The following is a 26604-nucleotide window of genomic DNA, read 5'->3' as shown; positions in this document are numbered from 1 at the left end:
GTGCTCCGAACAGGGTCACAGACCGGCCCACCCATTGCCACAGCTGAGATCTGAGGGAGGCGAGCCGTCAGCCCCGGCGTAGCCGGGGCTGATCCTCCCGAGTTACACCACTCCATGGGACGCCGCTCGGCGGCCGGGTGAGCGGCTTCATTTACGAGGGCTACGGGTTCCGGCGGCTGGAGTCATGAGCAGCCAGGGGGCTGTCTAGGGTCAGCCCATCGCAGCTGGCCCATGAACCCAACCCTCAAAGGTGTGGCCTACGTGAGCGTGTGGGTGCTGCTCTGGGGCATGGCGGCCTCCCTGGCCGATGTCGTGTTGCTCGAGCGCGGCGCCTACGTCGCCGGAGCCACTGGGCAGGTGGTCACCTTCGCGTCCTATGGCATCGCCGCGGTGGTGCTGGCGGTGCGTCTTTCTGGCCGCTTCCTCAAGTCGTAGCACTGACGCCACCGCGATCGGGCCGGCTGAGGCTGCAGCAGCTCCATCGCTGCCACTGCTGTGTGGAACGCTGGCATCGAAGCAGGTCACCCGCAAAGTTTCGCCGAACAGGTGGATCGGCACGCTGTCGAACAGTCCCTGTGTTGATCACAATACCCGCAGATAGTGGGTTCGGGTTCCACTCTGATGGGCGTGAAAGCTCCCTGCCTGGCTGAGGCAGTGCCATTGGTAATCCGCCCGTGAGCTCACCAATCGCGCTGAAATCAGTTGGCAAGGCTGTTTGCGCATAAGGTTAATTCGAGGGAAGGCAATCTTTTCAGCACATTCAAAGATCACTGCCATACCAGAATGCAGCGAAAATGCAGGCTGCATGCACCGTCATTCCTGGTGCTCTGGTTGCATCATCCCTACAAGTTCTATCAACAGGATCAATCCCATGACAGCACCAACCAAAATCCCCCAACGCAGTCAGCCCAGGCGTTCTGCCGAGTCGGAAAACGGCAGGTGGGAATCAGACGGCACCGAGCTTCTCGATCCGCGTCCGATCGAGCCGCGGATGGTCATCGCAGCCCCCGGCAGTCACAGCGGCTGGGGCTTCCATGGCCGCGCTGAGCTCCTCAATGGTCGCCTCGCCATGCTCGGCTTCGGAATCGGCCTGGTGGTGGAGGTCCTCTCCGGCCAGGGGATCCTGCAGCAGCTGGGCCTTGGCGCCCTGCTCCACCAGGGCTGAAGGCCCCAGGCCGGCACGGTTGACAGCCCAGGGGATTGCCGCTAGTACAGGTGTACTCTGTGTGATGGCGTCATGGCTGTTGCCTCTCCCTACGCTCTGTTCCGGGCCTCCGACCTGCTCTGGCCTGCCGTGCCCACGGGGCCGCTCAAGCAGGCATCGGCGGGCCCTGTCACCGCGGCGCCCACTGCCCGCTGGGGCGCGGTGATTCAGGGCGAGCTGTTTCCAGCTCAGGCCGTGCCACATCAGCGCCGCAGCACCTCCAGAAGGGCTTTGCCGTAGGTGTGACACGGGCGGTTTCTGATGACTACCGCGTAGCAACCGCTACATGGGCAAAGGTCCAACAACCTTACGGTCCCTTTACATCGACGTCATTGCTGTGACTGTTGCGCCCGTGCTGAGATCTGAGCACCCCCTGTCTTCACATCGCTCAGCTCCTGATCTCTCATCTCGCGTAAGTCAGCATCTGGCTGAATGCCTTTGCCAGGCGTGTCAGTCGACTGCTTCCAGTCATGAATCTTTCCTGGAGGACATGCCCAAAGAACCTGAAGATCTGATGGATGATCTTCAGCGTATGGGTTTGATCAACCCAGCTGCCTATCCTATCGCTGAAGCTATCTCTGCGGCTGAACTGCGCCAGGCCCTATTCTTCCGAAATGCCTCCCGTGGCAAACCTGCGGTCGAGACCTTGCTAAGGGCCTTGGCTGAGGAGGCAGGTGGGCTCGACCAGGCATTTGCAGCCGCCTTTGGACCGGAAGCCGGTCGCTTCTTCAGCAATGTCTCCTCGTCCAGCCCTCTCGGTCGCCGCACCTTTCTGAAGGGGTTGGCGGCTGGCGCTGCACTGGTGACGCTCACCAACTGCGGTGTCAAGCGTGAAGAGGACGGCGGCGGCGTCGTGGATCCAGGATCGTTAGAAAAGAAAGATCTGAAGGTGGGCTTCATCCCCATCACCTGCGCAACGCCAATCATCATGGCCCAGCCAATGGGCTTCTATGAGCGCTATGGCATGAACGTGGAAGTGGTGAAAATGCCCAGTTGGGGGGCTGTTCGGGACTCTGCGATCGCCGGTGAGCTTGATGCCTATCACATGCTGGCGCCGATGCCGATTGCCATGACCCTTGGGTTGGGCACTGCTCCCTTCAGCGTGAGACTTGCCAGTATTGAGAATATTAACGGTCAGGCAATCACGGTAGCCAAGCGTCATGCCGGTAAGGTGAAGGAAGCCAAAGACTTCAAAGGTTTTGTGATTGGAGTTCCTTTTCCCTTCTCCATGCACAACCTGTTACTCCGTTACTATCTTGCCGAGGGCGGCATCAATCCCGACACCGATGTCCAGATCCGCCCGGTTCCCCCGCCGGACAGCATCGCCCAGTTGGTCACTGGGGACCTTGATGCAATGCTGATGCCTGATCCTTTCAACCAACGTGCCGTCTATGAGGATGCAGGCTTCATACACCTGCTCACCAAGGATCTCTGGGATGGCCATCCCTGCTGTGCCTTTGCCACCGGTGAGTCTTGGATTCAGGAGCATCCGCTCACCTTCCAGGCCCTCAACAAGTCGATCATTGATGCCGCTAACTATGCTCATAAACAGGAAAATAGAGTCGAGATTGCCAAGGCTATCTCTGGGCGGGCATTCCTGAATCAGCCCACCGAAGTTGTGGAGGCCGTACTCACCGGCAAGTTCGAGAACGGCCTTGGTGAGACGTTCAACGTTCCAGACCGCATCGACTTCGACCCCTATCCTTGGCAAAGTTTCGCCAACTGGATCCAGTCCCAGTTGGTGCGCTGGGACCTCGGCAAGGCTGCCAGCATGATCAAGGCAGGCGACTTCGACAGCAACAGCGCTTCCATTTTCCTCACCAGCGAGGCGCAGGAACTGAAGCGTTCGATGGGGCTTAACCCTCCCAGCGAGCAGTTTCGAGTGGAGAAGCTTGCGTTCGATACCTTTGATCCTCAGCAGCCCATGCAATACATCGAAGAGCAGAAGAAACGGGGCGGTTTCTGACCATTTCTTGCTGGCCTGAATGGCTACAGCATTCCTCTTTCTCTGATCTTATGTTTCATGTTTGAGAGTCGTATCTCCAGGCCACTGGCTATCACGGTTTCCTGCCTCAGCGTGCTGGTTGCTTTGCTTGTGTGGCAGATCCTTGCCACTCAAGGTCTTCTCGGTCAAAACTTTCCTGGATCTTTTAAAACCCTCAAGGAACTTGCTTGGTGGTTATCGGATCCGTTTTTTTATAACGGTCCTAACGACCTCGGTATTGGCACCAATCTACTGATCAGCCTCCGGCGGGTGCTGATTGGTTATTGCCTGGCGGTTCTCGTCGCCGTGCCGCTAGGGCTATTTGTGGGCATCTCCCAGATTGCACAATCTTCGGTGAACCCGTTCGTGCAGTTATTGAAGCCGGTTTCTCCCCTCGCCTGGTTGCCGATTGGTCTGTTCGTCTTTCGGGATTCTGAAATCACTGGAATCTTCGTGATCTTCATTTCCAGCATCTGGCCCACGCTTATCAACACTGCCTTTGGTGTTACTTCAATCAACCAAGACTTCCTGAAGGTTTCGCGTTCCCTCGGTGCCAGTCAGTTTCGTACTGTAGTGAAGGTGGTGCTGCCGGCTGTAATGCCTAACATTCTGGCTGGCATGCGTATTTCCATGGGCACAGCATGGTTGGTGATCGTGGCGGCTGAGATGTTGCTTGGCAGCGGAATCGGGTATTTCATCTGGAATGAGTGGAACAATTTGTCTCTCCCTAATATCTTCGTTGCCATCATTGTGATTGGCTTTGCCGGTTTGGTTCTTGATCAGATCTTCGGCCTGTTGCAGAGGCGCTTTGATTACCAGGACTGAGCCCATGATCCGATCCCTTTTTCAGCTTCTCTGCATTTATTCCCAATCGCCGCAATGACCTCCTTGGCCGTGCCCACCACCCCAACCCACCCGCTTGGTCAACGTTGGCCTGATGCCCAGGTTTCGGTGGAAGGTGTGAGCAAAGTGTTCAGCCCAGAACCTGGGCTGTTCGACTTCCTCACCCATCGCCGCCCCACTGGCTATGTGGCTCTGCAGGACGTCAGTCTGAGCATTGAAAAAAATACTTTCGTGTCCATTATCGGTCCTTCCGGTTGTGGCAAATCTACACTTCTCAACCTCCTTGCCGGTCTCGACCGCCCCAGCGTTGGCCAAATCCTTGTGGATGGTCAGCGCGTACGCGGGCCCGGCCCCGATCGGGGCATCATCTTTCAGAATTACGCCCTGATGCCCTGGCTCACCGCCTTGGGCAATGTCGAATACGCTGTGCAAACGGCCTGTTCGGGCCTCAGCGGCGGCCAAGCCAAGGAGCGGGCCCGTGAGTACCTCGCGTTGGTTGGTCTGGAGCGGGCCATGCATCGCTTCCCGAAACAGCTCTCCGGCGGCATGAAGCAGCGTGTGGCTATCGCCCGGGCCCTGTCCATCAGTCCCAGCATTTTGCTGATGGATGAGCCCTTCGGTGCCCTCGATGCACTCACCCGCAGCTATCTCCAGGAGGAGGTGCTGCGGATCTGGGAGGATCATCGTGTCACCGTGGTGCTCATCACCCACAGCATTGAGGAGGCGCTTCTGCTCTCCGACCAGATTGTGCTGATGTCGCGTGGGCCCGCTGCCACCATCGCCGACGTGATCAACCTGCCGTCGCTGCGACCCCGACAGCGCAGTGTGATTGATCAGCATCCCGAGTTTCTCGCCATCAAGCTGCGGCTCGAGGAGCACCTGCTCAAGGAAACCCGGGCTGTGGAAGAGCGCACCTGAACCAGCACACCACCCACCCACAGACGGCGCCATCCACGCCCTGCTCAGGCCCTTCCGTTCGATTTCATTTCTCTCTGTTCCTCTCAATGTTTCGCCATGGCTCTTTCGGCTCTCTCCCAGACCCTGCTGGCTGCCAAGCGCGCCAAGGGACTCAGCTTCACTGACCTGGAAACCCTGCTGGGCCGTGATGAGGTTTGGGTTGCCAGCCTCTTCTACGGCCAGTCCACGGCCTCGTCCGAGGAAGCGGAGACGTTGATCAGTGCCCTTGGCCTTGACCCCTCCCTCAAACCCGATCTGCTGACCCCGCCGGTGAAGGGCTGTCTGGATCCGATCGTTCCCACCGATCCGCTGGTCTACCGCTTTTACGAGATCATGCAGGTTTATGGCCTGCCTCTGAAGGACGTGATTCAGGAGAAGTTTGGGGACGGCATCATGAGCGCCATCGACTTCACGCTTGAGGTCGACAAGGTGACTGATCCGGCTGGAGATCGCGTCAAGGTGACGATGTGCGGCAAGTTCCTCCCTTACAAGAAGTGGTGAACGCCGTGCTTGCGGCCTGCCTCTATGGCCCGCCCTGCTCAGCCGCCAGCACCTCCAGAAGGGCTTTGCCGTAGCGCTCCAGCTTGGCGCTGCCGATGCCGCTCACCGTGGCCAGCTCGTCCAGATCCGCCGGCCGGCGCTCGGCGAGCTCCAGCAAGGTGCGGTCGTGGAACACCACATAGGGCGGCACCCCCTGCTGCTGGGCCTGCTCCCGCCGCCAGCTCTTCAGGGCCGCCACCACACCCTCGTCCACACTCCCCACTTCGCCGCCGCCCTCCCGCCGGCCCGCGGCGCCGGTGGCTCCACCCCTTCCAGCGCGGCGTCGCTCCTTCTGGGGCGGCGGCTGGGGTAGCTCGAGGCGGCTCTCCCCCCGCAGCAGGGGCCGTACCAGTGCGTCGGGCCCGAACTGCAGCCCGCCCCGGCCATCCGGCACCGGCTGCAGATACCCCAGGCCGGTGAGCTGACGCACCAGCGTGCGCCACTGGCTGCGGTCCAGGTCGCGACCGATGCCGTGCACGCTGAGCTGGTCGTGGCCCAGTTGGCGGATCTTCTCGCCGCTGCCCCCCAGCAGCACGTCCACCACGTGGGAGGCACCGAAACGCTGGCCGGTGCGAAACACCGCCGACAGCAGCTTCTGGGCCGCCACGCTCACATCCACCAAGGCCTTGGGTTCCAGGCAGCCGTCGCAGTTGCCGCAGGGTTCGGCCAGCGCTTCGCCGAAATGCCGCAGCAGCACCTGGCGGCGGCAACCCACCGCCTCGCTGAAGGCGATCAGGGCCTCGAGCTTCCCGTGTTCGATGCGCTTCTGTTCCGCACCGGCACCCGACTCATCGATGAAGCGGCGCAGCTGGGGCACATCCCCCGGCCCGTGCACCATCCAGGCCACCGCCGGCAGGCCGTCGCGACCGGCCCGGCCCGTTTCCTGGTAGTAGGCCTCCAGGCTCTTGGGCAGATCCACGTGGGCCACGAAGCGCACGTCGGGTTTGTCGATGCCCATACCGAAGGCGATCGTGGCCACCACCACCACGGCGCTGCCGCTGCGGAAGCGCTGCAGGGCTGCACTGCGCTGCTCGCCGCTCAGGCCGGCGTGATACGCCACGGCGTCGTAGCCGGCCGCCCGCAGCTCGGCCGCCAGCCTGTCCACCCGACTGCGGGAGCGGGCGTACACGATGCCCGCCTCACCGCGGTGCTCGCCCAGAAACTCCAGCAGCTGCCGGCCCGACTGCGCCTTGGCCCGCAGCAGGTAGCGGATGTTGGGCCGATCGAAGCTGGCCAGGAACACCTGCCCCTGCTGCAGGCGCAGCCGTTCGACGATCTCGGCGCGGGTGCGCGGGTCGGCGGTGGCGGTGAGGGCCAGGCGCGGCACCGCCGGAAAGCGCTCTGCCAGCGCGCCCAGCTGGATGTATTCGGGGCGGAAGTCATGCCCCCACTGGGACACGCAGTGGGCCTCATCGATCGCGAACAGGGCCAGGGTCCGCTCCCCCAGCCGCTCCAGCAGATCCCCCCCCAGCAGCCGCTCCGGCGATACGTAGAGCAGGTCGAGCGCACCGCGGCCCAGCTGGCGCCAGAGCTCCGCGGCGCGCCCGGCCTCCAGGCCCGAGTGCAGCGCGGCGGCCCGCACCCCCACCTGCAGCAGGGCCTCCACCTGGTCGTCCATCAGGGCGATCAGCGGCGAGATCACCACCGCCAGCCCCGGCCGGCAGAGGGCCGGCACCTGATAGCAGAGGGATTTGCCGCCGCCGGTGGGCATCAGCACCAGCCCCGAGCCGCCGCCGATCACGTGGCGCACGATCGCCTCCTGGGGGCCGCGGAAGGCCGGGTAGCCCCACACCCGCTGCAGCACCTCCAGTGGATCGCTCACGAGGCGGCGGGCCGGCGGGGATCTCCCACAATGCACCCGTCAGGCACCCCGTGATGTCCACTTCTTCGCCACGCACCGCCACGGCCTGGGGCTTCCTGGCGCCGGCCGTGCTGCTGATCGGCCTGTCGGTGCTGATTCCGGCGGCCATGGCCCTGGTGATGAGCTTCAGCCAGGCCGGGCTGGATGTGAGCGAGCCGCTGCAGTTCGTGGGCCTGGCCAACTACCGGCGCCTGCTCGCCGATCCGATGTTCGCCCGGGTGAGCGCCACCACCTTTCTCTATTTGGTGGGGGTGGTGCCGCCGATCGTGCTCGGCGCCCTGGCCCTGGCGGTGCTGGTGAACCGTTCCCTGCCGGGGATCCACTGGTTCCGCGGCGCCTTCTACACCCCGGTGCTGGTGTCGATCGTGGTGGCGGCCATCGCCTTCCGCTGGATCTATGCCGAGAACGGCCTGATCAACGGCTGGCTTGTGGCCCTGCTGGGGGACCGCTTCAGCCCCATCGGCTTCCTCACCTCGCCGCTGCTGGCCCTCCCTTCGGTGATGCTCGTGACCCTGTGGAAGGGCCTGGGCTACTACATGGTGATCTTCCTGGCCGGGCTGCAGGGCATCGCCCCGGAGCTCTACGAAGCCGCCGCCCTCGATGGCAGCGAGGGCTGGCGCAAGCACCTCGACATCACCCTGCCCCTGTTGCGGCCCTACCTCACCCTGGTGGCGGTGATCTCCGCCATTGCCGCCACCAAGGTGTTCGAGGAAGTCTTCCTGATGACCCAGGGCGGCCCGGCCGACGCCACCCGCACGATCGTGTACTACGTGTACGACCAGGCCTTCACCGAACTGGAGATCAGCTACGCCTGCACCGTGGGCCTGGCCCTGTTCATGGCCGTGCTGCTGCTCAGCCTGGTGCGCTACGCCTTCGCCGGTGATCGTGGGCTCACCTGAGCCCTCCCATCGCTGGCCCGGCGACGGCCTGCCTTTAGCCTCGTTGGATGGTTCAGCCCCGGCCTGCCACCCCCCATGTCAGCGCCGCTGAGCGCCGCCCCCCGATCGGGGTGGTGGGTGGCGGCCAGCTGGCCTGGATGCTGGCGGCGGCGGCCCGGGAGCTGGCGCTGCCCCTGCTGGTGCAGACCCCCGACCCCGACGACCCCGCCACCCGCCTGGCCACCGACGTGATCCGCGCCGCGGTGCGCGATGTGGAGGGCACCCGGCGGCTGGCCCAGCGCTGCAGCGCCATCACCTTCGAAAACGAATGGGTCGACCTGGCGGGCCTGGCGTCGCTGGCGGTCGACGGGGTGAGCTTCGTGCCCAGCCTCACGGCGCTCGAGCCGCTGGTGTGCAAGCGCAGCCAGCGGGAGCTGCTGCGACGCCTCAATCTGCCCTCCCCCCCCTGGCTTCCCCTGAGCGAGCTGCTGCTGCCCGGGGAGGGTGACGATCACCACCGCCGTGTGGGCGATCTGGCCCACGCCCAAGGCAGCCCAGCCGCCAGTGCGGCGGCCCCCCCGGCTGCCACCAACACTCTCCCTGGGCTGCGGCCCGGCTGGCAGTTCCCGCTGATGGCCAAGGCCGTGTCCGGCGGCTACGACGGCAAAGGCACGGCCCTGTTGCGCGACCGCGGGGACCTCGACGCCCTGCTGGAGCGGGTGGATCCCGAGCAGTGGATCGTGGAAACCGTGGTGGAGTTCGACCAGGAGCTCTCCCAGCTGGTGTGCCGCGACCGCGACGGCCGGGTGCTCTGTTATCCCCTGGTGCGCACCCACCAGCACCAGCGGGTGTGCGACTGGGTGCTGGCCCCGGCTCCGGTGTCCCATGCCGTGCAGGCCTATGCCCGCAACATCGCCACCTCCCTGCTCACCGCCCTCGACTACGTGGGCGTGCTCTCGATCGAGTTCTTCTCTGGCCCCTGCGGCCTGCAGGTGAACGAAATCGCCCCGCGCACCCACAATTCCGGCCACGTCACGATCGAAGCGGCCCACACCAGCCAGTTCGCCCAGCAGGCGCGGATCGTGGCCGGCCTGCCCATGGGCCCGGTGGAGTTCAAGGTGCCCGGCGCCCTGATGGTGAACCTGCTGGGCTTCGAGCACCGCCAAGCTGACGCCCACAGCGACGACGCCTACCGGGCCGAGCGCGAGGCCCTCGCCGCGCTGCCCGGGGCCGCCCTGCACTGGTATGGCAAGCGAGGCGCCCGGCCGGGCCGCAAGCTCGGCCACATCACCCTGCTGCTCGAGGGCCCCGGCCCGGCGGCGCTGGAGCAGCAGGCCAGAGCTCGGCTTCAGGCGGTGAGGGCCCTGTGGCCCCTCCCTTCCCTCTAGGATTCATACGGACTGCTGTGTTGGTGACTGCCTTCTACAGTTTTCTGATCTGACTCCTTCTTCGACGTGGGGGTCTTCAGCGGCAAGCAACGTATACCGGCCTCGCTGTCGGAAACGGCGCCCCGTCCCTGACCCCCTTCTGGTTCCACCAGGTCGAACACTGGGGCAAAACGGCACAGCGGTCCACCCCTTTTCAGTCACACCACAGCGCAGGCCCTTGCTGGAACCCCCCATCCCAGTCATCGGCTCCAGCCGGGCCGTGGTCCTTGCGGATCAGCCGGTTCCCGCTGACCTCGAGCAGCAACTGCCCTCCCCGCTGCGGCTGGCACTCAACCATCTCCTCGAGCGGGCTCCATCGGCGCTGTTTCCGCGTGCCCGCCAGCTCTACTTTCTGAAAGTTCCACTCGAGGGCCATCCCCAGGATCTCGACAGCTCACCCTTCGTGGAGCGCTTCCGCACCTTCGTGCTGCGCGAAACCACCTGCCTGCCCAGCGAGGAGAACGAGCAGCCCCACCAGCCCATCACCCGCATCAACGAACTCGCGGTGGTGCACTGGCAGGCTCCCCAGACCAACCTCGAGGACTACGCCAGCTACATCAGCAGGCACTGGCTGCTGGAACCCCAGCAGCTGAACCTTTGCGAGCAGCCCTGGTTCCGTGAGGGCGGCGCCTGGGCCCGTGTGTCGCTCACCGGGCCAGCAGATGTTCCAGCTCCTGCTCCAGCCGATCCCGACTCCACTCCGTAACCACGAACACCTCCTGGGCGCTGCCGCCCCGGCGGGCCACCAGCTTGTGGCCGCCGGTGATCGGGGTCGACACCCGCAGCTTCAGCCCCGGGACCCGACCACGCACCCGACTGATCACCGCTGGGGTCACGGTGCTGACGCCGGGTTGGGCCGCCAGGCGTTTCAGCAGCGGAATCAGTCCCTCCAGATAGGTGCTGTGGGTCACCACCACCCGTCCCATCAGTCGGGCTCCAGGGGGGCCATGGTGAGCCCTTCGGCCCCCAGCTGCTGGTGGTAGAGCTCCGCCTGCTCCTGCGGCCCGCACCACACCACCGCCGACCCCTCGCCGTCGATGCGGTGGGCCAGCTCCCAGGCGCGCTCGGGCTGCATCCCCGGAATGAACCGCACCAGGCACGCCACCACGTGCTGGAAGGTGTTCACGTCGTCGTTGAGCACCACCACCCTGAAATGGGGATAGCTCTGGCGGGTGCGTTGCCGCTCCCGCACGGCGGTGGGGCTGGCTGAGGCGCTGGCTGAAGGGAGGGTGGCGGGCATGGAAATGCAGCGTCCGTCGCTCCCCGACCCTAGGTACACTGCCCCCATCGCCACGACCACCGCACATGCTGATCTCCCTGGGCTGGGCCTCCCTCGCCGCTCTGTTCAGCTTCTCGATCGCCATGGTGGTGTGGGGTCGCCACGGCGACGGCACCGTCAACTTCTGACCCATCCGGGGCCGTTCTCTCCTTGACCGAACTCCCCGCCACCGGGTTGGCCATTACCAGCTCCCAGCTGCTCGCCTGGATCGCCTCGGCCCTGCTCGTGTTTGTGAGCGCCGGTGTGATCTACCTCTCTGTGGTGGAGTGGCGTGACCGCCGCCGCCGCCGAGCCGACGAGAGCGCCGCGGGCAAGTCCACCAGGGGCTCCCGCAAGTCAGCGGGCACGTCTTCAAGCGCCGGCTCAACGCCCCCCCGCTCTCCCGCGGCCTTCGGCCGTCGCCCGTGATCGCCTCAACCGTGGCGCCCACCCTGGCCCCCTGGGCCTGGCGCCAGGCCGCCCCCGGCATCCATCTGCACGCCTTCTCCCCCCAGGGGCTGGTGTTCTTCGCCGAGCAGGACGGCATCGTCCTTGAGGCGGTGTTGGAGTGCCTGCGGGCCGCGGGGCTGGGCTCGGTGCTGCAGATCCACGCCAGCGGCCTGGCCTCCACCTGCACGCCCATGGCCGCCAGCCTGGACGGTCCGGCGCGTCAGCGCACCACCCTCTGCGGCTGCCTGCCATGACGTGGCCCCTCGCCCGCCTGCGCCTGCCATCCCTGCGGGTCACGGTGTTGGTCACGGTGCTGCTGCTGGCCGCCCCGACGGCGGTGCTGCTGCGCATGCCGCGCCCCCGGGCCGAGGGCCTCGGGCTGCTGCTGCCCCACGCCGGCCTGCTGCAGAGCTTCCCCGCCGCCCCGGAGCGGCAGCCGCCTCCCCTCTGGCAACAGCGCCTCGATGCCACCACCGCCCAGCAGCTGTGGCGGCAGCAGCGCCAGCTCTGGTGGCAGTTCTGGAGCCATGACCAGGCGGGCGGTGCCTACCTGGTGATGCCCCTGCCGCGCCAGATCCGCGTCGGCGCCCAGCCCGCCCCTCCCCACAGCCTGCAGATCGACGGTCTGCTGGTGGTGTCCTCCGGGCCCCTGGCCCAGCGCTTCCTGCAGGACCAGCTGGTGCAGTCCAGCCGCCGCCAGCAGGGCCTGCAGCAGCGCTGCCTGGAGATGCTCGAGCGGGAGCCCGGCGCCTACTGGAGCAGCCAGGGGTTGGAGGCGATGGCCGGCCCCATCGCTCCCCTGCTGCAGGCCCTGCAGGAGGGCTGTCTGGCCCTGGAGCTGGTGCCTGGGGCGCTGCTGGTGAGCGGCGAGGCCGGGTCCGCCCGCTCTGCACGCAGCGCCGTTTCAGCGGCCGAGCCGCCCCCTGATTCCTCACCTGCCGATTCACAGCCAGCCGGCGCACCGCCAGCCGACGCACCACCCGCCGACGCACTGCCGCCCGCCGCCGCCGTCGAGCTGCCGGAACCCATCGGCGAGGGGCTGCTGTTGCGCCTGAGTGGTCGCTCCCTCGATCCGTTGCTGGCGGGCCTGCTCAGCCGTGAGGAGGTGCGCGAGGCGACCAGCTCGGTGTATGGCCTCGGCGATGCCGAGCTGGCGCTGCTGCAGGGCACGCCCTTCGAGCTGCGCCTGCGGCCCCTGCTCGCCGGCCCCTTCCAGGCCGGCCTGGAGCTGGTCCTGCCGGTGAAGGCCGACCCGGCTGCCTGGATCGCGATCCTCGATGCCCTGAGCGAGCGTCTGCGCGCCCGGGGCCTGATGGACGACTCCGTGATGGCCGGCTCCGGGGAGCTGGTGTCGATCACCTGGCGCGATGAGCAGGCCCGGGAGGTGGGCGGCTGGCGCTGGTACAGCGCCCCCGGCCAACCCCTGCAGCTGCTGCTGTTCCTTGGCCCGGAACCGGATGCAGGCCCCGAAGCGGATGCACCCCCCGAAGCGGAGGACATCATCCTGAGGCCAACGGCCGAGCAGCCGCTCCTGAGCCTGCAGGCCAGGCCCCGCGATCTCGCCGCCCTCAATCTGTTGCCCGGCCAGTTCCCCCTGCCGCTGCTCCAGGCCGGTCAGCTGCTGCTGGTGGCCGAGGCGGACCCGGCCGGCGGCACCATCAGTCGGCTGCTGGGGCGTCTGCAGCTGGGGGAGCTGCTGCCGATCCAGCCGGTGGTTCCGGCTCCGTCTGAGGAGCCGTTTCCGGAGTTGCCGGATCAGGAGCCGTGACCTCGGCCTGCTGGCGTTCGCGCTTGCGACGCTCGGCTGCCACGGTTTCCTCCATCATCTCCACGGCCTGGGCCAGTTTCTCCAGATTGCTCACGTAGAGGTTGAGGTCCTTGTCCACGCGCTCGCGCAGCAGGCCCATGGCCTCGCCCAGTTCGTGGGCCGACTGGCGCAGCGCGGCCGGATCCCTGCTGTCGGCCCCCTGGGCCTTCTCCAGCAGGCTGAGCAGGCCCACGGCCACCAGCCGGGAGTAGTGGAAGTCTGGACGGCGCACATTGGCCAGGGCTGTGGCCACGGGCTCCGGGGCACCCTGGCCCTGGGCGGCGATCCACTCGCTCACCTCCTCCACGCTGTGGTGACCCATGGCCGCCATGGCGGTGTCGCGCTGCTCACGGAGCTCAGCGGCGTCGAAACCGGAGGCGCTGCAGAGGGCGTCGAGCAGGGGATCGCGGTGTTCCGCGGGGCGGTAGCCGCGGGAGAAGCTGTCGAACACCTGGTTCAGGCCGCAGGCAAACAGGGCATCGCTCTGGAATCCCCGCTGGCGGCTGAGCAGATGCAGCTCCACCAGCAGTTCATCCACCATCCGCCTGTAGATCGGCGCGATCACGTGGGGGAAGGCGCGGTGGAAGGCGCGCTTGCTGTCAGAGACGGTGAGGGCTGCGCTCACGCTGCTCGGCTGTTGGTGAAGCGACCCTAGCCGCCCGGGCTCAGTAGGATCGACGCTGCGATCTCCAGATGCCTGTGACGACGATTCCGATTGTGATTGAGGAGTCGGGCCGGGGTGAGCGGGCATTCGACATCTACTCGCGCCTGCTGCGGGAGCGCATCGTGTTCCTGGGTGAGCAGGTGACGGCCGAATCCGCCAACCGGATCGTGGCCCAGCTGCTGTTCCTCGAAGCCGAAGATCCCGACAAGGACATCTATCTCTACGTCAATTCGCCGGGGGGGTCTGTCTATGACGGCCTCGGCATCTTTGACACCATGCAGCACATCAAGCCCGATGTGCACACCGTCTGTGTGGGTCTGGCCGCCTCGATGGGGGCCTTCCTGCTCTGTGCGGGCACCAAGGGCAAGCGCAGCAGCCTCACCCACTCGCGGATCATGATCCACCAGCCGCTCGGCGGCGCCAGGGGCCAGGCCAGCGACATCCGCATCCAGGCCGATGAGATCCTCTATCTCAAGAAGAAGCTCAACCAGGAACTGGCCGATCGCACCGGCCAGCCCCTCAGCCGTATTGAGGAAGATACCGACCGTGACTTCTTCATGTCACCGGCCGAATGTGTGGCCTACGGCCTGATCGACAAGGTGATCGAAAAGCGCGCCGTTCGCCCCGTCTGACGACTTCTGTCCACCCGGTTTCCACGGCCTTCAAAACGCCGTTCCACAAAAAAGCCCGCCATTCGGCGGGCTTTTGCTTGCCAACTGGCTCTCAACTCCTGGAGCTCACCTGGTCAGGACTGCACCGGCTGCGGTTGCTTGGCACCATCCAGCTCAGCGCTGCCGCTGAGCAAAGGGGAGAACCGGTCTTTCTCCGGGATGGTGGTGAACTCGGACACGATGGCGCGGAATTCATCGCCGTCGAGCGTTTCTTTCTCGATCAGCAGCTCCACCACCCGATCCATGCACTCGCGCTGCTCGGCCACCAGCTTCACCGTATCGGCGTAGCAGTTGAGCACCATCTGGCGTACCGACTCATCCACCCGGCTGGCCATGCGATCGGAGCCATCACTGCGGGTCATCAGGTCGCGGCCCAGAAACACCTCCTGGCTGCCGGCCTCCAGGGAGAACTGGCCCAGGTCGCTCATGCCGAAGCGGGTGACCATCTGGCGGGCGATGGAGGCCACCTGCTGAATGTCACCGCCGGCCCCGGTGGTCACCTCCTCGCGGCCGAACACCACATCTTCGGCGGCCCGGCCGCCCAGGGCGCCCATGATCCGGGCGCGCAACTGGCCCTTGCTCACCAGCATCTGCTCCTCGTCAGGGGAGAACCAGGTGAGACCCTGGGCCTGTCCGCGGGGAATCAGGGTGACCTTCTGCACCGGATCATGGGCCTGCACCAGGGTGCCCACCAGGGCATGGCCCACTTCGTGGTAGGCGATCAGACGCTTGCTGCGGCCATCGGTGAGCGGCTTGCCCTCCATGCCTGCGATCACCCGGTCCACGGCATCGTCGATCTCGGCCAGTGAAGTGGCCTCCTTGCGGCGCCGTGCCGTGAGGATGGCGGCCTCATTGAGCAGATTGGCCAGATCGGCGCCGGAGAAGCCGGGAGTGCGCCGGGCAATGATCTCCAGGCTCACGTCTTCAGCCAGCTTCTTGTTGCGGCTGTGCACCTTGAGGATCTCCAGCCGGCCCTTGATGTCAGGCACATCCACCTGCACCTGGCGATCGAAGCGACCCGGGCGCAGCAGGGCGGAATCGAGCACATCGGCCCGGTTGGTGGCGGCGATGATGATGATGCCGCTGTTGCCCTCAAAGCCATCCATCTCGGTGAGCAGCTGGTTGAGGGTCTGCTCCCGCTCGTCGTTGCCGCCCCCCAGACCGGCGCCACGCTGGCGACCCACCGCGTCGATCTCATCGATGAAGATCAGGCAGGGGCTGTTTTCCTTGGCCCGCTTGAACAGGTCGCGCACGCGGCTGGCGCCCACGCCCACGAACATCTCCACGAATTCCGAACCGGAGAGGGAGAAGAAGGGCACACCGGCCTCGCCGGCGATGGCCTTGGCCAGCAGCGTCTTGCCGGTGCCGGGGGGGCCCACGAGCAGGGCCCCCCTGGGAATGCGGGCGCCCACTGAGGTGAAGCGCTCAGGGGTTTTCAGGAAGGTCACCACTTCCTGGAGGTCTTGCTTGGCCTCCTCCACCCCGGCCACGTCGTCAAACTTCACGCCCGTGTCCGCCTCCATGGCGAAGCGGGCCTTGGTCTTGCCGAACTGCATGGCCTGACCAGGACCGCCGGGCATGCCGTTGGAGCGGCGGGCCAGGAAGATCAGCGAGCCGATCAGCAGCAGCGGGAACAGCAGATTGCCGAGGATCCCCAGGGCCGGTGGCGACTGCCGGGGCGGGTGGATGTCGAAGCTGATGCCCTGCTCCTTGAGCTGGTTCACCAGTTCGGGGGCCACACCAGGCAGGTCCACCCGCAGGCGCTGCACCCGGTTGTCGAGGTCGGGGTCCACGGCCTCGATCACGGCACTGCGGCCACCGTCGTAGATGTCCACTGCGGTCACGCGACCGGCGTTCACGTAGTCGAGGAAGCGGCCGTAGCTCATCCGTGCCACGGCTGTGTTGCTTGGGGCCGTGGTGGGTCCGGTTGCTCCAAGGTTGCCACTGCTGAACACCTGCCAACCGAGGAAGGCCACCACCGCCACGGGCAGCAACCACAGAGCAATCAGACGCCAGCGCTGGTTCATAGCTGAGACACTTTCTTACCGACTGTAACGGCGCTCCGTTAGCCAGCGGTTGCCCAGCTCTCCAGCAGATCGTCCTGGTGGCTGCCGGGCCCCGGGCCCGGCGGGTCGGTGGGCTCGAGGGTGAGCTGCCCCACGGGGATCCTCTCCAGCAGATCGGGGCCGCCAAGGCCGTGGGTCCAGATCTCCAGTTCGGTTTCATCGGGGCACTGGAAGCTCAGGAGCTCAAATGGGAACACCACCCGCTCCAGAAAAAAGGCCTCAGGCCCGATGCAGCGCACGATCACCATGCGATCGGTGCTGTTGCGGTAACCGCAGGTGAGCAGGTCCAAGCATTCCCCCAGCTGTCAGACCGCTCCACTAAGCCATCCCCCCAAAGGTGGAACGGTGCCCTTAGCCACTGTTTCAGCGCTTGAAGGCAGGTTTTAAAGGTTTCTTTTGTTTTATGCACGCAATGTTGGTGTGCGGCGACACGCCGCCGCCCCCAGCCCTGCGGGCTAGCGCTCCAGCGGCTGCTGCCTAGAGACTGCGCAGCGCCACGATCGGATCCAGCTGGGCGGCCCGCCGGGCCGGCACCACCCCGAAGAACAGCCCGATCGAGCCCGACAGCCCCACGGTGAGCAGCACCATGCCGGTGCCGATCGTGGCCGGCAGCGGCGTCAGCGCCGCCGCCAGGGTCACGGTGCCGATGCCCACCGCCGTGCCGATCACCCCGCCCAGGCTCGCCAGCACCAGCGACTCCACCAGAAACTGCCGCAGCACATCGCCGCTGCGGGCGCCGAGGGCCTTGCGCAGGCCGATCTCGGCGGTGCGCTCGCTCACCGACACCAGCATGATGTTCATGATGCCGATGCCGCCCACCAGCAGTGACACACCGCCGATCGCCCCGAGCATCAGGGTGAGGCCACCGGTGATGGTGCCCACGATCGTGAGGGCATCCTGCTGGGAGCGCACGGCGAAGTCGTCTTCACGCAGGATGTTGTGCCGCTGGCGCAGCAGATTGGTGATCTGAAAGGCGGCGGCGTTGATGCTGTCGGAATCGCGGGCCTCCACACTGATGAAGTTGAGGCTGACGCCGTAGGTGGGGTCCCGGCCTGAGAGTTTGTTCACCATCGTGCTCAGGGGCACGTAGGCGTTCTCGTCCTGGTTCTGGCCGAACACGGCGCCCTTGGGCTGCAGCACGCCGATCACCTCGAAGGCCTGGTTGCGGATCCGCAGCACCTGACCCACGGCGGCGCCGGAGGGAAACATCCTGGTGGCCAGATCCGGGCCGATCACGGTCACGCTGCGCACACCACTGATGTCGCTGGCCGTGAAGAAGCGCCCCTGTCCCACCTCAAACTGGCGGATCGGCAGGAATTCGGGCGTGATCCCGTTGATCGAGGTGCTGCTGCTCAGCCCGCCCGACTGCACCACCTCACTGAGGGTGATCTGGGGTGCCACCCGGCTGACGCTGGGCACCTGCTCGGCGATCGCCATGGCGTCCTCGAGCACCAGGGTCTTGGGGAAGTCGATGCCCTGGCGCCGGGTGTCGTTGCTGCCCGGCACCACGAACAGCACGTTGGCCCCCAGGTTGTCGAGCTGGCCAGCGGCCAGGTTCTGGGCGCCGCGGCCCACGCCCACCAGGGTGATCACCGAGGCATTGCCGATCACGATGCCGAGCATGGTGAGCAGGCTGCGCAGGCGATTGGCGCGCAGCGTGGTCAGGGCCATGCCCACGGTTTCGCCCAGCGGCAACCTGGAGGCCATGGAAGTTGAGGAGCTGTCTAGAGGATGGCGCCGAAGACATCCTGACTGTGACTGCGGGCCACCCGGTGCACCTCGCCGCGTTGCAGATCGAGGGTCACGATCTCACCCTGCTCCAGGTCGGCAAGGGCGTTCACCACCCCCACAATCGCCGGGATGCCGGCACTCTGGGCCATCAGGGCCGCATGGCTGTTGCTGCCGCCCACCTCGGTGATCACCGCCTTGGCCTTGCGGATCGCCTCCACGTAGGCCGAGGTGGTTTCACGCACCACCAGGATCTCGCCGGTCTGGATGGCGGCAGCGGCCTCAGGGTTCTGCACCACCCGCACCCGCCCGCTCACGGAGCCGCTGCCGATCGGCTCCCCGCGGGAGAGCACCGCCGATACCATCCCCACCTTGATGAAGTCGGTGGCACCGCTGACGCCGGTGAGGGTGCCGGCGGTCTGCACCACCAGGTCGCCGTCCTGCAGGAACCCCAACTGCCGGGCCAGGCCCATGGCGATGCTGAAGGTGCCGGTGGAGGAGTTCTGGTCCTTCACCAGCAGCGGGCTCACACCCCAGCTCAGCTGCAGCTGCCGGGCCACCCGCTCCTCGCCGGTGATCGCCAGGATCGGGGTGCTGGGGCGGAACTTGCTCACGTTGCGGGCCGTGGCGCCGCTTTCGGTGAGGGGAAGGATCGCTGCGGCGTTGAGGTTGCGGGCGATCGTGCTCACCGCCTGGCAGATGGCGTTGGGGATCGTGCTGGCCATGCGGCTGTCGATCACCCGCTGGGGGTAATCGCGCTCGATGCGGCGGGCGATGGTGGCCATGGTGGCCACGGCCTCCACGGGAAAGTCGCCCACCGCGCTCTCGTTGGAGAGCATCACCGCGTCGGTGCCGTCGAGGATGGCGTTGGCCACATCGCTCACCTCGGCACGGGTGGGCCGGGGGCAGCTCACCATCGAATCGAGCATCTGGGTGGCGGTGATCACCGGAATGCCGAGGCTGTTGGCCTTGCGGATCAGCTCCTTCTGCAGCAGCGGCACTTCCTCCGCCGGCATCTCCACGCCCAGGTCGCCGCGGGCCACCATCACCCCGTCGCAGAGCAGCAGGATGTCGTCGATCTGGTCGATGGCCTCGAATTTCTCGATCTTGGCCACCACCGGCGTGCTGTAGCCGTGCCTGGCGATCAGCTCCTTGATCTCGCGCATATCCGAGGGATTGCGCACGAAGCTCAGCGCCACCCAGTCCACGCCCTGGTCGAGGCCGAAGGCCAGGTCGATGCGGTCCTTTTCGGTGAGGGCCCGGATCGAGAGCTGCACGTCGGGGAAGTTCACCCCCTTGTTGTTAGAGAGCACCCCGCCCACGCTCACCCGGCAGTGCAGGGTCTGCTGGGCCTGGTCCACCCCCTCCACCACCATCTCCACCCGGCCGTCATCCAGCAGGATGCGGCTGCCCTGCGGCACTTCCTCCGCCAGGCCCTCGTAGGTGACGGTTGCGATCGTTTCGTTGCAGCTCACCGGCCTGGAGGTGAGATCGAAGCTGTCGCCGGTGTGCAGGCTGATCGGGCCGTCGGCGAAGCGCCCCAGGCGGATCTTCGGGCCCTGCAGGTCCTGAAGGATGCCCACATGCACCCCCAGTTCGGTGGACACCTGGCGGATCGTGGCGATGCGGGCGGCGTGTTCGCTGTGATCGCCGTGGGAGAAGTTGAGCCGGAAGGTGCTGGCACCGGCCGCGATCAGCTCCCGCAGGCGTTCGGGTGATTCGGTGGCGGGCCCGATGGTGGCCACGATCTTGGTTCGACGCATGAGATCGCTGTGATGCATCGGTGCGCCATAAGCCCGGGTGAAACTACCATCGTCCCCCCATTTCGCCGGCACTGCGTGGATCTGCACACTTACCAGCGCCAGTCGCGGCACACCGCCCGCTACCCGGGCGCTGGCGCCAACCCGATCTATCCCACCCTGGGGCTCTGCGGGGAGGCCGGCGAGGTGGCCGACAAGGTGAAGAAGGTGATCCGCGACCGCGGCGGTGAGTTCTCACCCGAGGTGATCCGGGCCCTGGAGCTGGAGCTGGGAGACGTGCTCTGGTATGTGGCCCAGCTGGCCACCGAGCTGGGGCTCGAGCTTGAGCGGGTGGCCCAGGCCAATCTCGACAAGCTGGCCAGCCGTGCCGCCCGTAACGTGATTGCCGGTGAGGGAGATCAGCGGTGAGGCGAGCGTTCCGGGCTGGCTGGCTTCTGGGGCTGCTCGTGGGCCTGCTGCTGCTGGCACCCGGCCCCGCCTGGGCGGCTGATCTCGCCGTTTCGGAGCTGACCCTTGAGCCGTGTCCGGCCTCGGATGTGGCGGCCCAGCCCGATCGCTCCCGCTCCGGCGGGGCCCGCTGCTACGCCCTGCGGGGGATGGTGGAGAACTCCGGGCGGCGGCCGGTGTTCGACACCGATGTGTACGCCCGCATCCTCGACGCCAGTGGAGAGCCGGTGCTGCAGAACCGCACCCGGGTGGGGTCAATCGGCGATGTACCTCCCGGCCGCTCCAGCTTTGCCCTGCGCCTGGCGGTGCCGTCGGGCACGCCCGATCCGCTCACGTTCCGGAGCGTGCGGGCCCGGGGCTTCTCGGCGCCGGTGCGCACCCGGGCCGGCGAAGGCGATGAGTTGCTGCCGCTCGAACAGGCCCTGGCCGACTGAACAGGCCCTGGGCCCGGCGCCGGCGTTCAGTAGGCCCCCGCCAGCACGCTCATGCTCAGACTGCCGAGGATCTGCTGGCCGAAGCTGAGCGCCAGGAAGGCCAGGATTGCCGAGAGGTCGAGGCCTCCGATCGGCGGGATCAACCCGCGGAACACCCCCAGGTAGGGGTCGGTGATCGAGCTCACCGTGCTGAGCACCGGATTGCTCCAGTCGAGGTTCGGGAACCAGGTGAGCAGCACGCGCACCAGCAGGATCAGGGAATAGATCTGCAGGGTGTTGCTGACCACCAGCAGCAGCTGGGCGAGGACTTCCATGGCTTGGTGGGACGCGGGGAGAATGGGATGGAACGGATTGAACTCTATGCAGCCCGCGATGGCTGCGTCTGCATCTCCTCGGCCCGGACGGCGAAGGTGCGGTGGAACTTCTCGCTCAGATTCAGCCAGTAGGAGCGGCCCGCACTCTGGCGCCGGCGCTCGATGAAGTTCTGGGCCAGCAGCTCCTTGATGTGCTCGTAGGCACCGGAGCCGCGCAACTCCACCAGCTCCGACTGGAGGATGCGCTTGCGCAGGGCGATGGTGGCCAAGGTGCGCAGGGTTGCGGTGGAGAGGTCCACCGGCAGCAGGTTCTGAACCAGCCCCGCCAGTCCGTCGCGCAGCTGCAGGCTGTAGCGGCGGCCCTCCTGGCGCACCTCCAGGGCGGTGTCGCGATGGGCGTAGTCGGCCATCAGCGTGATCAGCCCCAGCTCCGCCACGTCCCGGTCCACCCCGGCCAGCTCGGCCAGCTCGGCCAGGCTCAGGGGCCTGCCCTTGAGATAGAGGATCGCCTCAAGCCGGGCCGGCAGTGAGAGGCCGTCTGCAGGGTTGGTGTCGCTTGGGGGGCTGCTCAAGGGACTGCGCATCAGGCCGAGCCGGAGCTCAGGATCAGATAAGCAGCCCCGGGCCCGGGCTTCAACCCAGGAACAGCCGGTAGGCCGGATTGGCGCTCTCTTCCCAGTGCCGGTAGTCCAGTCCGTCCAGAAACGCCTGCCACTGCTGCCGCTCCGCCGGCGGCACCTGCACTCCCACCACGATCCGGCCCACATCGGCGCCATGGTTCCGGTAATGGAAGATGCTGATGTTCCAGCTGGCCTGAAGGGCGTTCACAAAGGCCATCAGGGCGCCCGGCTTCTCCGGAAACTCGAAGCGATACAGCAGTTCCTCTCCCTGTTTGAGGGCCGGAGCGGCACTGGCCGGCAGCCGGCCGCCCACCATGTGGCGCAGATGCAGCTTGGCGAGCTCGTTGGCGCTCAGATCCAGGCAGGGGAAGCCGGCGCTCTTCAGTCGGGCCATCAGGCCTTCGGTGTCGTTGCGGTCGCGGATCTGAACGCCCACGAAAATGTGGGCCAGCCGTGGATCGGCGAGGCGGTAGCTGAACTCGGTGAGGCTGCGCTCGCCCAGGGCCGCGCAGAACCGGCGCAGGCTGCCGGGCTGCTCGGGGATCTCCACCGCCAGCATCGCTTCGCGTTCCTCCCCCAGCTCGGCCCGCTCGGCCACGAAGCGCAGCCGGGCGAAATTCATGTTGGCGCCGCAGGCCACCGCCACCAGGCAGCGGTTGCGCAGCTCGCGGTTGGCCACATCGATCTTCATGCCCGCCACCGCCAGGGCGCCGGCGGGCTCGAGGATCGAGCGGGTGTCCTCGAACACGTCCTTGATGGCGGCGCAGATCTCATCGGTGGTCACGGTGACCATCCGGTCCACATGGCGCTGGGCCAGGGCGAAGGTGTGCACGCCCACCTGGCGCACGGCCACCCCGTCGGCGAACAGGCCCACCTGCTCCAACCGCACCCGCTCGCCGCAGGCCAGGGAGCGGGCCATGGCGTCGGCATCCACCGGCTCCACGCCAATGATCTCCACCTGCGGCCAGAGCGCCTTCACGTAGGTGGCGATGCCGGCGATCAGGCCGCCGCCGCCCACGGCCACGTAGATGGCATCGGGTGGAGTGGAGCACTGGCGCAGGATCTCCAGAGCGATGGTGCCCTGGCCGGCGATCACCTCGGGATCGTCGAACGGATGGATGAAGCTCAGCCCGCGCTCGGCGGCCAGGCGGGTGGCTTCGGCGCAGGCGGCGTCGTAGTTGTCGCCGTGCAGCACCACCTCCGCTCCGCGGGCCGCCACCGCCCTCACCTTCATCTCCGGCGTGGTCACGGGCATCACGATCACGGCCCGGCAGCCCAGCCGCTGGGCGCTGAGCGCCACGCCCTGGGCATGGTTGCCGGCGCTGGCGGCGATCACGCCCCGCTCCAGTTCCGCCGGGCTGAGGCCGGCCATCTTGTTGTAGGCGCCGCGCAGCTTGAAGCTGAACACCGGCTGCAGGTCCTCACGTTTGAGCAGCACCCGGTTGTGCAGCCGGGCGGAGAGGTTGGGCGCCTCATCGAGGGGCGACTCGATCGCCACGTCGTAGACCCGGGCCCGCAGGATCCGCTGCAGGTAACCGTCGTTGGCTGGAAGCTCACCCATGGCGCCCAGTGTTGCAATCGGCACCGGCCCTCCGGAAGCCCCCCCTAGATTGCACCTCACTACAAGGGTCGGAATGCATCTCAGCGAGCTGAGCCACCCCAACCAGCTGCACGGCCTCAGCGTCACCGAACTCGAAGCGATCGCCCGCCAGATCCGCGAGCGCCATCTGGAGGTGGTGAGCACCAGCGGCGGTCACCTCGGGCCTGGCCTGGGGGTGGTGGAGCTCACCCTGGCTCTCTACCAGACCCTCGATCTCGACCACGACAAGGTGGTGTGGGACGTGGGCCACCAGGCCTACCCCCACAAGCTGATCACCGGCCGCTACCACAACTTTGACAGCCTGCGCCAGCAGGGCGGTGTGGCGGGTTATCTCAAGCGCGGCGAGAGCCGCTTCGACCACTTCGGCGCCGGCCACGCCAGCACCTCCATCTCGGCGGCCCTGGGCATGGCCCTGGCCCGCGATCGCCGTGCTGAGGACTTCAAGTGCGTGGCGGTGATCGGCGACGGTGCCCTCACCGGCGGCATGGCCCTGGAGGCCATCAACCACGCCGGTCACCTGCCCCACACCCGCCTGCTGGTGGTGCTGAACGACAACGACATGTCGATCAGTCCGCCGGTGGGGGCGCTCTCCACCCACCTCAACCGCATGCGGCACAGCCCGCCCCTGCAGTTCCTGCAGGACAACGCCGAGGAGGCGATCAAGCATCTGCCGTTCATGCACGGCGAACTGCCCCCCGAGCTCAAGAACCTCAAGGAGAGCATGAAGCGCCTGGCGGTGCCCAAGCTTGGCGCCGTGTTCGAGGAACTCGGCTTCACCTACATGGGCCCGATCGATGGCCACGACATCGCCGGCATGGTGAAGGTGTTCGAGCAGGCCCACGCCCACGACGGCCCGGTGTTGGTGCATGTGGCCACCACCAAGGGCAAGGGCTATCCCTACGCCGAAGCCGATCAGGTGGGCTACCACGCCCAGGGTGCCTTCGACCTCACCACCGGCAAGGCCCATCCCTCCAGCAAGCCCAAGCCGCCCAGCTACAGCAAGGTGTTCGGCCAGACGCTGGTGAAGCTGTGCGAGCAGGACCCCACCGTGGTGGGCATCACCGCGGCGATGGCCACCGGCACCGGCCTCGATCTGCTGGAGAAGGCGCTGCCGGATCAGTATTTCGATGTGGGCATTGCCGAGCAGCACGCCGTGACCATGGCCGCCGGCATGGCCTGTGAGGGTCTGAAGCCGGTGGTGGCCATCTACAGCACCTTCCTGCAGCGCGCCTACGACCAGCTCATCCACGATGTGGGCATCCAGAAGCTGCCGGTCACCTTCGTGCTCGACCGGGCCGGCATCGTCGGCGCCGATGGCCCTACCCATCAGGGCCAGTACGACATCAGCTACCTGCGGGCCGTGCCCAACTTCACGGTGATGGCCCCCAAGGATGAGTCCGAACTGCAACGCATGCTGGTGACGGCCATTCAGCACCACGGGCCCTGTGCCCTGCGCATTCCACGGGGTGAGGGCGAGGGCATGCCCCTGGCCGAGGAGGGCTTTGAACCGTTGCAGATCGGCCGCGGCGAACTGCTCACCAACGGCGACGACCTGCTGATCGTGGCCTACGGCGCCATGGTCCATCCGGCCCTGGCCACCGCCGGGCTGCTGCAGGAACAGGGCGTGCGGGCCGCGGTGATCAACGCCCGCTTCCTGCGCCCCCTCGATGAGGCCCTGATCCTGCCCATGGCCCGCCGCATCGGCCGGATCGTGACCATGGAGGAGGGCGCTCTCCCGGGTGGTTTCGGTGCCGCTGTGGTGGAGAGCCTCAACGACCACGGCGTGACGGTGCCGGTGCTGCGGATCGGCATCCCCGATTTGCTGGTGGACCACGCCAGCCCCGACCAGAGCAAGCAGGCCCTGGGGCTCACCCCGGCCCAGATGGCCGAGCGCATCAGCGACCACTTCGGTCAGGTGCTGCGCATACCAGGCAGCGCCCAGCCGGCCGTCGTCTGACGGTCGTCGTGTGGATGGCGATCAAAAACCGCCGGATGGGGTCATCCGGCGGACTTGGCCGCTGAGCTCAGACCACCCCGCGGGAGGCCAGGCCGAGGATCGCGCCGATGCCGAGGATGTGGCCGAGGCTCAGGGTGCCGAGCATGGCCCCGTGGCTGAGGCCACCGAACAGAGCGGCATTGGGCAGCTGCAGACCCACATTGGGCTGCTTGATCGTGGCCTTGCCGATGGCGATGGCGATCACGTTGCACACGATCATCACCAGGGCCACTTTCGGCGACCAGGTGAGGGTGGCGGGGGCCATGGCGAGGGGCTGAACCAGGAGTGGGGCGAGCATGAAGCACAAGCCGGGGCTCCATCTTCCCGGCAGCGCTGGTTCACCGACGCAGCGCCGTAAGAGTTGTTCACCGCCCACTGCTTCACCGCCCACCGCTTCACCGGCCGCGCTGCTCGAGCAGGGCGCGGCTGAAGCCGATGGCCACCAGCAGGTTGGCCAGGGTGAGAAAGGCTTCGGCGCCACCGTGCAACACGTCCACGTCGGCGAGCTGCCGTCCGGTTGTCTGCAGGGCCACGATCGAGGCGACGATGGTGACGGCCACGAACAGCAGGGTGAGCTGGAACCCGCGCCGGGCGAGCACGGGAAAGCCCTCGATCCGCCCAGCCAGCCACAGAAAGGCCAGATAGGGCAGCAGGGAGAGCACAAAAAAGGGAGCCGGGTCGATGCCCCCCAGCCAGGCCAGCAGGCCGAGGCCGAGGTCCCCCTCAGCCACTGGTCACCTCCACCGCCGCGGCGGCGCTGCGCTGGCGGCGCAGGATGTGCCAGGCGGCCAGGGCCAGGGCCCCGTTGCCGGCGGTGGTGAGGGCGGCCTGAACCACCACCAGGCCCCGCAGCTCCGCGGGGTTGTCGAACAGGTGCCAGGTGCAGGCGCAGGTGGCGCTCACCAGGGCCGGCAGCATCGCCAGCGCCAGCCAGCGCCAGGCCCCTTCAGCGCGCGCTCCGGCCAGGCGCTGCACGGCGGCCATGGCCACCACCCACTCCAGCACCGAGGTGATGTGGATCCACCAGGTGGGCAGCGAGAGGGCGTGCATCGGGGCCGCATCCGGAGGGCCAACTCTATGGATAGGGTGCGGGGA

31 protein-coding genes and 1 other RNA gene are annotated in these 26604 nt (G+C 66.7%); 18 read left to right on the top strand and 14 right to left on the bottom strand.

What is annotated here, in order from left to right; all coding sequences use genetic code 11:
• The first annotated feature begins 231 nt into the window (after window positions 1–231).
• The 6 genes from KBY96_RS05150 (at window position 232) to cynS (ending at window position 5489) form a co-directional block, all read left to right on the top strand.
• Complete coding sequence (locus KBY96_RS05150) at window positions 232–435, top strand: hypothetical protein (RefSeq protein WP_254978144.1); 204 nt, start codon at window positions 232–234, stop codon at window positions 433–435.
• 556 nt (window positions 436–991) lie between these two features.
• A complete protein-coding gene (locus KBY96_RS05145) occupies window positions 992–1165 on the top strand; it encodes a high light inducible protein (protein WP_254978143.1) in 174 nt (57 codons plus the stop codon).
• A 529-nt stretch (window positions 1166–1694) separates the two neighbouring features.
• Complete coding sequence (locus tag KBY96_RS05140) at window positions 1695–3170, top strand: ABC transporter substrate-binding protein (RefSeq protein ID WP_254978142.1); 1476 nt, start codon at window positions 1695–1697, stop codon at window positions 3168–3170.
• Between the two features lie 57 nt (window positions 3171–3227).
• Window positions 3228–4013, top strand: a complete 786-nt coding sequence (locus tag KBY96_RS05135; protein WP_254978141.1) for an ABC transporter permease — start codon at window positions 3228–3230, stop codon at window positions 4011–4013.
• A 54-nt stretch (window positions 4014–4067) separates the two neighbouring features.
• Complete coding sequence (locus KBY96_RS05130; protein WP_254978140.1) at window positions 4068–4949, top strand: ABC transporter ATP-binding protein; 882 nt, start codon at window positions 4068–4070, stop codon at window positions 4947–4949.
• 96 nt (window positions 4950–5045) lie between these two features.
• Window positions 5046–5489, top strand: coding sequence for a cyanase (gene cynS, locus KBY96_RS05125; protein WP_254978139.1), 444 nt, complete (start codon window positions 5046–5048; stop codon window positions 5487–5489).
• Window positions 5490–5511: 22 nt separating this feature from the next.
• Here the strand turns inward: cynS and recQ are convergent, their stop codons facing one another.
• Window positions 5512–7350 (bottom strand): DNA helicase RecQ, encoded by a 1839-nt coding sequence (recQ, locus tag KBY96_RS05120; RefSeq protein WP_254978138.1) that lies wholly within the window; start codon window positions 7348–7350, stop codon window positions 5512–5514.
• Between the two features lie 53 nt (window positions 7351–7403).
• Here recQ and KBY96_RS05115 point away from each other — a divergent pair, with 53 nt between their 5' ends.
• The 4 genes from KBY96_RS05115 to KBY96_RS05100 all read left to right on the top strand — a co-directional run bounded on the left by KBY96_RS05115 (window position 7404) and on the right by KBY96_RS05100 (window position 10400).
• On the top strand, window positions 7404–8288 hold the full coding sequence (locus KBY96_RS05115) for a carbohydrate ABC transporter permease (protein ID WP_254978137.1): 885 nt from the start codon (window positions 7404–7406) through the stop codon (window positions 8286–8288).
• A gap of 47 nt (window positions 8289–8335) precedes the next feature.
• On the top strand, window positions 8336–9655 hold the full coding sequence (locus KBY96_RS05110) for a 5-(carboxyamino)imidazole ribonucleotide synthase (protein ID WP_254978136.1): 1320 nt from the start codon (window positions 8336–8338) through the stop codon (window positions 9653–9655).
• A 6-nt stretch (window positions 9656–9661) separates the two neighbouring features.
• Window positions 9662–9844: non-coding RNA, 6S RNA (ssrS, locus tag KBY96_RS05105), on the top strand.
• Between the two features lie 70 nt (window positions 9845–9914).
• Window positions 9915–10400 (top strand): hypothetical protein, encoded by a 486-nt coding sequence (locus tag KBY96_RS05100; protein ID WP_254978135.1) that lies wholly within the window; start codon window positions 9915–9917, stop codon window positions 10398–10400.
• Here KBY96_RS05100 and KBY96_RS05095 read toward each other — a convergent pair.
• Window positions 10342–10620 carry a DUF2103 domain-containing protein gene (locus KBY96_RS05095; protein WP_254978134.1) on the bottom strand — a complete coding sequence of 93 codons (279 nt, stop codon included), beginning with the start codon at window positions 10618–10620 and terminating at the stop codon, window positions 10342–10344. The genes KBY96_RS05100 and KBY96_RS05095 overlap by 59 nt on opposite strands.
• Window positions 10620–10934 carry an ATP-dependent Clp protease adapter ClpS gene (gene clpS / locus KBY96_RS05090; protein ID WP_254978133.1) on the bottom strand — a complete coding sequence of 105 codons (315 nt, stop codon included), beginning with the start codon at window positions 10932–10934 and terminating at the stop codon, window positions 10620–10622. Before clpS ends, KBY96_RS05095 begins: the two co-directional genes overlap by 1 nt.
• Window positions 10935–10999: 65 nt before the next feature.
• Between clpS and petN the strand changes: the two genes are divergently transcribed.
• From petN to KBY96_RS05070, 4 genes are read left to right on the top strand one after another with little or no spacing between them, the layout of a single operon-like run.
• Window positions 11000–11101: a cytochrome b6-f complex subunit PetN gene (petN, locus tag KBY96_RS05085; protein ID WP_254978132.1), complete on the top strand. Its 102-nt coding sequence runs from the start codon at window positions 11000–11002 to the stop codon at window positions 11099–11101.
• A 22-nt stretch (window positions 11102–11123) separates the two neighbouring features.
• Window positions 11124–11381 (top strand): hypothetical protein, encoded by a 258-nt coding sequence (locus tag KBY96_RS05080; protein WP_254978131.1) that lies wholly within the window; start codon window positions 11124–11126, stop codon window positions 11379–11381.
• A complete protein-coding gene (locus KBY96_RS05075; RefSeq protein ID WP_254978130.1) occupies window positions 11378–11656 on the top strand; it encodes a hypothetical protein in 279 nt (92 codons plus the stop codon). The genes KBY96_RS05080 and KBY96_RS05075 overlap by 4 nt, the downstream gene beginning before the upstream one ends.
• On the top strand, window positions 11653–13170 hold the full coding sequence (locus tag KBY96_RS05070; protein WP_254978129.1) for a hypothetical protein: 1518 nt from the start codon (window positions 11653–11655) through the stop codon (window positions 13168–13170). The genes KBY96_RS05075 and KBY96_RS05070 overlap by 4 nt, the downstream gene beginning before the upstream one ends.
• Here the strand turns inward: KBY96_RS05070 and psb29 are convergent.
• Complete coding sequence (gene psb29 / locus KBY96_RS05065) at window positions 13061–13834, bottom strand: photosystem II biogenesis protein Psp29 (protein ID WP_254978128.1); 774 nt, start codon at window positions 13832–13834, stop codon at window positions 13061–13063. The two genes, KBY96_RS05070 and psb29, sit on opposite strands and share 110 nt — an antisense overlap.
• Window positions 13835–13902: 68 nt before the next feature.
• Here psb29 and clpP point away from each other — a divergent pair, with 68 nt between their 5' ends.
• Complete coding sequence (clpP, locus tag KBY96_RS05060; protein ID WP_254978127.1) at window positions 13903–14505, top strand: ATP-dependent Clp endopeptidase proteolytic subunit ClpP; 603 nt, start codon at window positions 13903–13905, stop codon at window positions 14503–14505.
• A gap of 113 nt (window positions 14506–14618) precedes the next feature.
• Here clpP and ftsH read toward each other — a convergent pair whose 3' ends face one another.
• From ftsH to pyk, 4 genes are all read right to left on the bottom strand, one after another.
• The gene (ftsH, locus tag KBY96_RS05055; protein WP_254978126.1) at window positions 14619–16571 is read right to left on the bottom strand and encodes an ATP-dependent zinc metalloprotease FtsH; all 1953 of its coding nucleotides are present in this window, start codon (window positions 16569–16571) and stop codon (window positions 14619–14621) included.
• A 38-nt stretch (window positions 16572–16609) separates the two neighbouring features.
• A complete protein-coding gene (locus tag KBY96_RS05050; RefSeq protein ID WP_254978125.1) occupies window positions 16610–16900 on the bottom strand; it encodes a DUF1830 domain-containing protein in 291 nt (96 codons plus the stop codon).
• Window positions 16901–17087: 187 nt separating this feature from the next.
• Window positions 17088–18317: an ABC transporter permease gene (locus KBY96_RS05045; protein ID WP_254978124.1), complete on the bottom strand. Its 1230-nt coding sequence runs from the start codon at window positions 18315–18317 to the stop codon at window positions 17088–17090.
• A gap of 17 nt (window positions 18318–18334) precedes the next feature.
• Window positions 18335–20119, bottom strand: a complete 1785-nt coding sequence (gene pyk, locus KBY96_RS05040; RefSeq protein WP_254978123.1) for a pyruvate kinase — start codon at window positions 20117–20119, stop codon at window positions 18335–18337.
• Window positions 20120–20176: 57 nt separating this feature from the next.
• Here pyk and KBY96_RS05035 point away from each other — a divergent pair, with 57 nt between their 5' ends.
• Together KBY96_RS05035 and KBY96_RS05030 are read left to right on the top strand one after the other, a co-directional pair.
• Window positions 20177–20506: a nucleoside triphosphate pyrophosphohydrolase family protein gene (locus KBY96_RS05035; protein ID WP_254978122.1), complete on the top strand. Its 330-nt coding sequence runs from the start codon at window positions 20177–20179 to the stop codon at window positions 20504–20506.
• On the top strand, window positions 20503–20979 hold the full coding sequence (locus KBY96_RS05030; RefSeq protein ID WP_254978121.1) for a hypothetical protein: 477 nt from the start codon (window positions 20503–20505) through the stop codon (window positions 20977–20979). The genes KBY96_RS05035 and KBY96_RS05030 overlap by 4 nt, the downstream gene beginning before the upstream one ends.
• Before the next feature lie 26 nt (window positions 20980–21005).
• On the opposite strand, the gene KBY96_RS05025 is transcribed toward KBY96_RS05030, so the two are convergent.
• Genes KBY96_RS05025 through ilvA form a run of 3 tightly spaced genes read right to left on the bottom strand, consistent with a single transcriptional unit; the run spans window position 21006 to window position 23474 of the window.
• Entirely contained in the window at window positions 21006–21293 is a 288-nt protein-coding gene (locus KBY96_RS05025; RefSeq protein ID WP_254978120.1) for a YggT family protein, read from the bottom strand.
• Between the two features lie 44 nt (window positions 21294–21337).
• Window positions 21338–21877, bottom strand: coding sequence for an SMC-Scp complex subunit ScpB (gene scpB / locus KBY96_RS05020; protein WP_254978119.1), 540 nt, complete (start codon window positions 21875–21877; stop codon window positions 21338–21340).
• Between the two features lie 49 nt (window positions 21878–21926).
• On the bottom strand, window positions 21927–23474 hold the full coding sequence (gene ilvA, locus KBY96_RS05015) for a threonine ammonia-lyase, biosynthetic (RefSeq protein WP_254978118.1): 1548 nt from the start codon (window positions 23472–23474) through the stop codon (window positions 21927–21929).
• A gap of 73 nt (window positions 23475–23547) precedes the next feature.
• Here ilvA and dxs point away from each other — a divergent pair, with 73 nt between their 5' ends.
• Window positions 23548–25470 (top strand): 1-deoxy-D-xylulose-5-phosphate synthase, encoded by a 1923-nt coding sequence (dxs, locus tag KBY96_RS05010; protein WP_254978117.1) that lies wholly within the window; start codon window positions 23548–23550, stop codon window positions 25468–25470.
• 67 nt (window positions 25471–25537) lie between these two features.
• Here dxs and psaK read toward each other — a convergent pair whose 3' ends face one another.
• The 3 genes from psaK to KBY96_RS04995 form a co-directional block, all read right to left on the bottom strand.
• On the bottom strand, window positions 25538–25807 hold the full coding sequence (psaK, locus tag KBY96_RS05005) for a photosystem I reaction center subunit PsaK (RefSeq protein WP_254978116.1): 270 nt from the start codon (window positions 25805–25807) through the stop codon (window positions 25538–25540).
• Between the two features lie 97 nt (window positions 25808–25904).
• The gene (locus KBY96_RS05000; protein ID WP_254978115.1) at window positions 25905–26240 is read right to left on the bottom strand and encodes a DUF3593 domain-containing protein; all 336 of its coding nucleotides are present in this window, start codon (window positions 26238–26240) and stop codon (window positions 25905–25907) included.
• Window positions 26233–26559 (bottom strand): DUF2499 domain-containing protein, encoded by a 327-nt coding sequence (locus tag KBY96_RS04995; protein ID WP_254978114.1) that lies wholly within the window; start codon window positions 26557–26559, stop codon window positions 26233–26235. Before KBY96_RS04995 ends, KBY96_RS05000 begins: the two co-directional genes overlap by 8 nt.
• Between the last annotated feature and the right edge of the window lie 45 nt (window positions 26560–26604).

The organism is Cyanobium sp. ATX 6A2 (assembly GCF_024346355.1).
Lineage (GTDB): Bacteria > Cyanobacteriota > Cyanobacteriia > PCC-6307 > Cyanobiaceae > NIES-981.
This window is presented reverse-complemented; position numbering and strand designations above follow the sequence as displayed.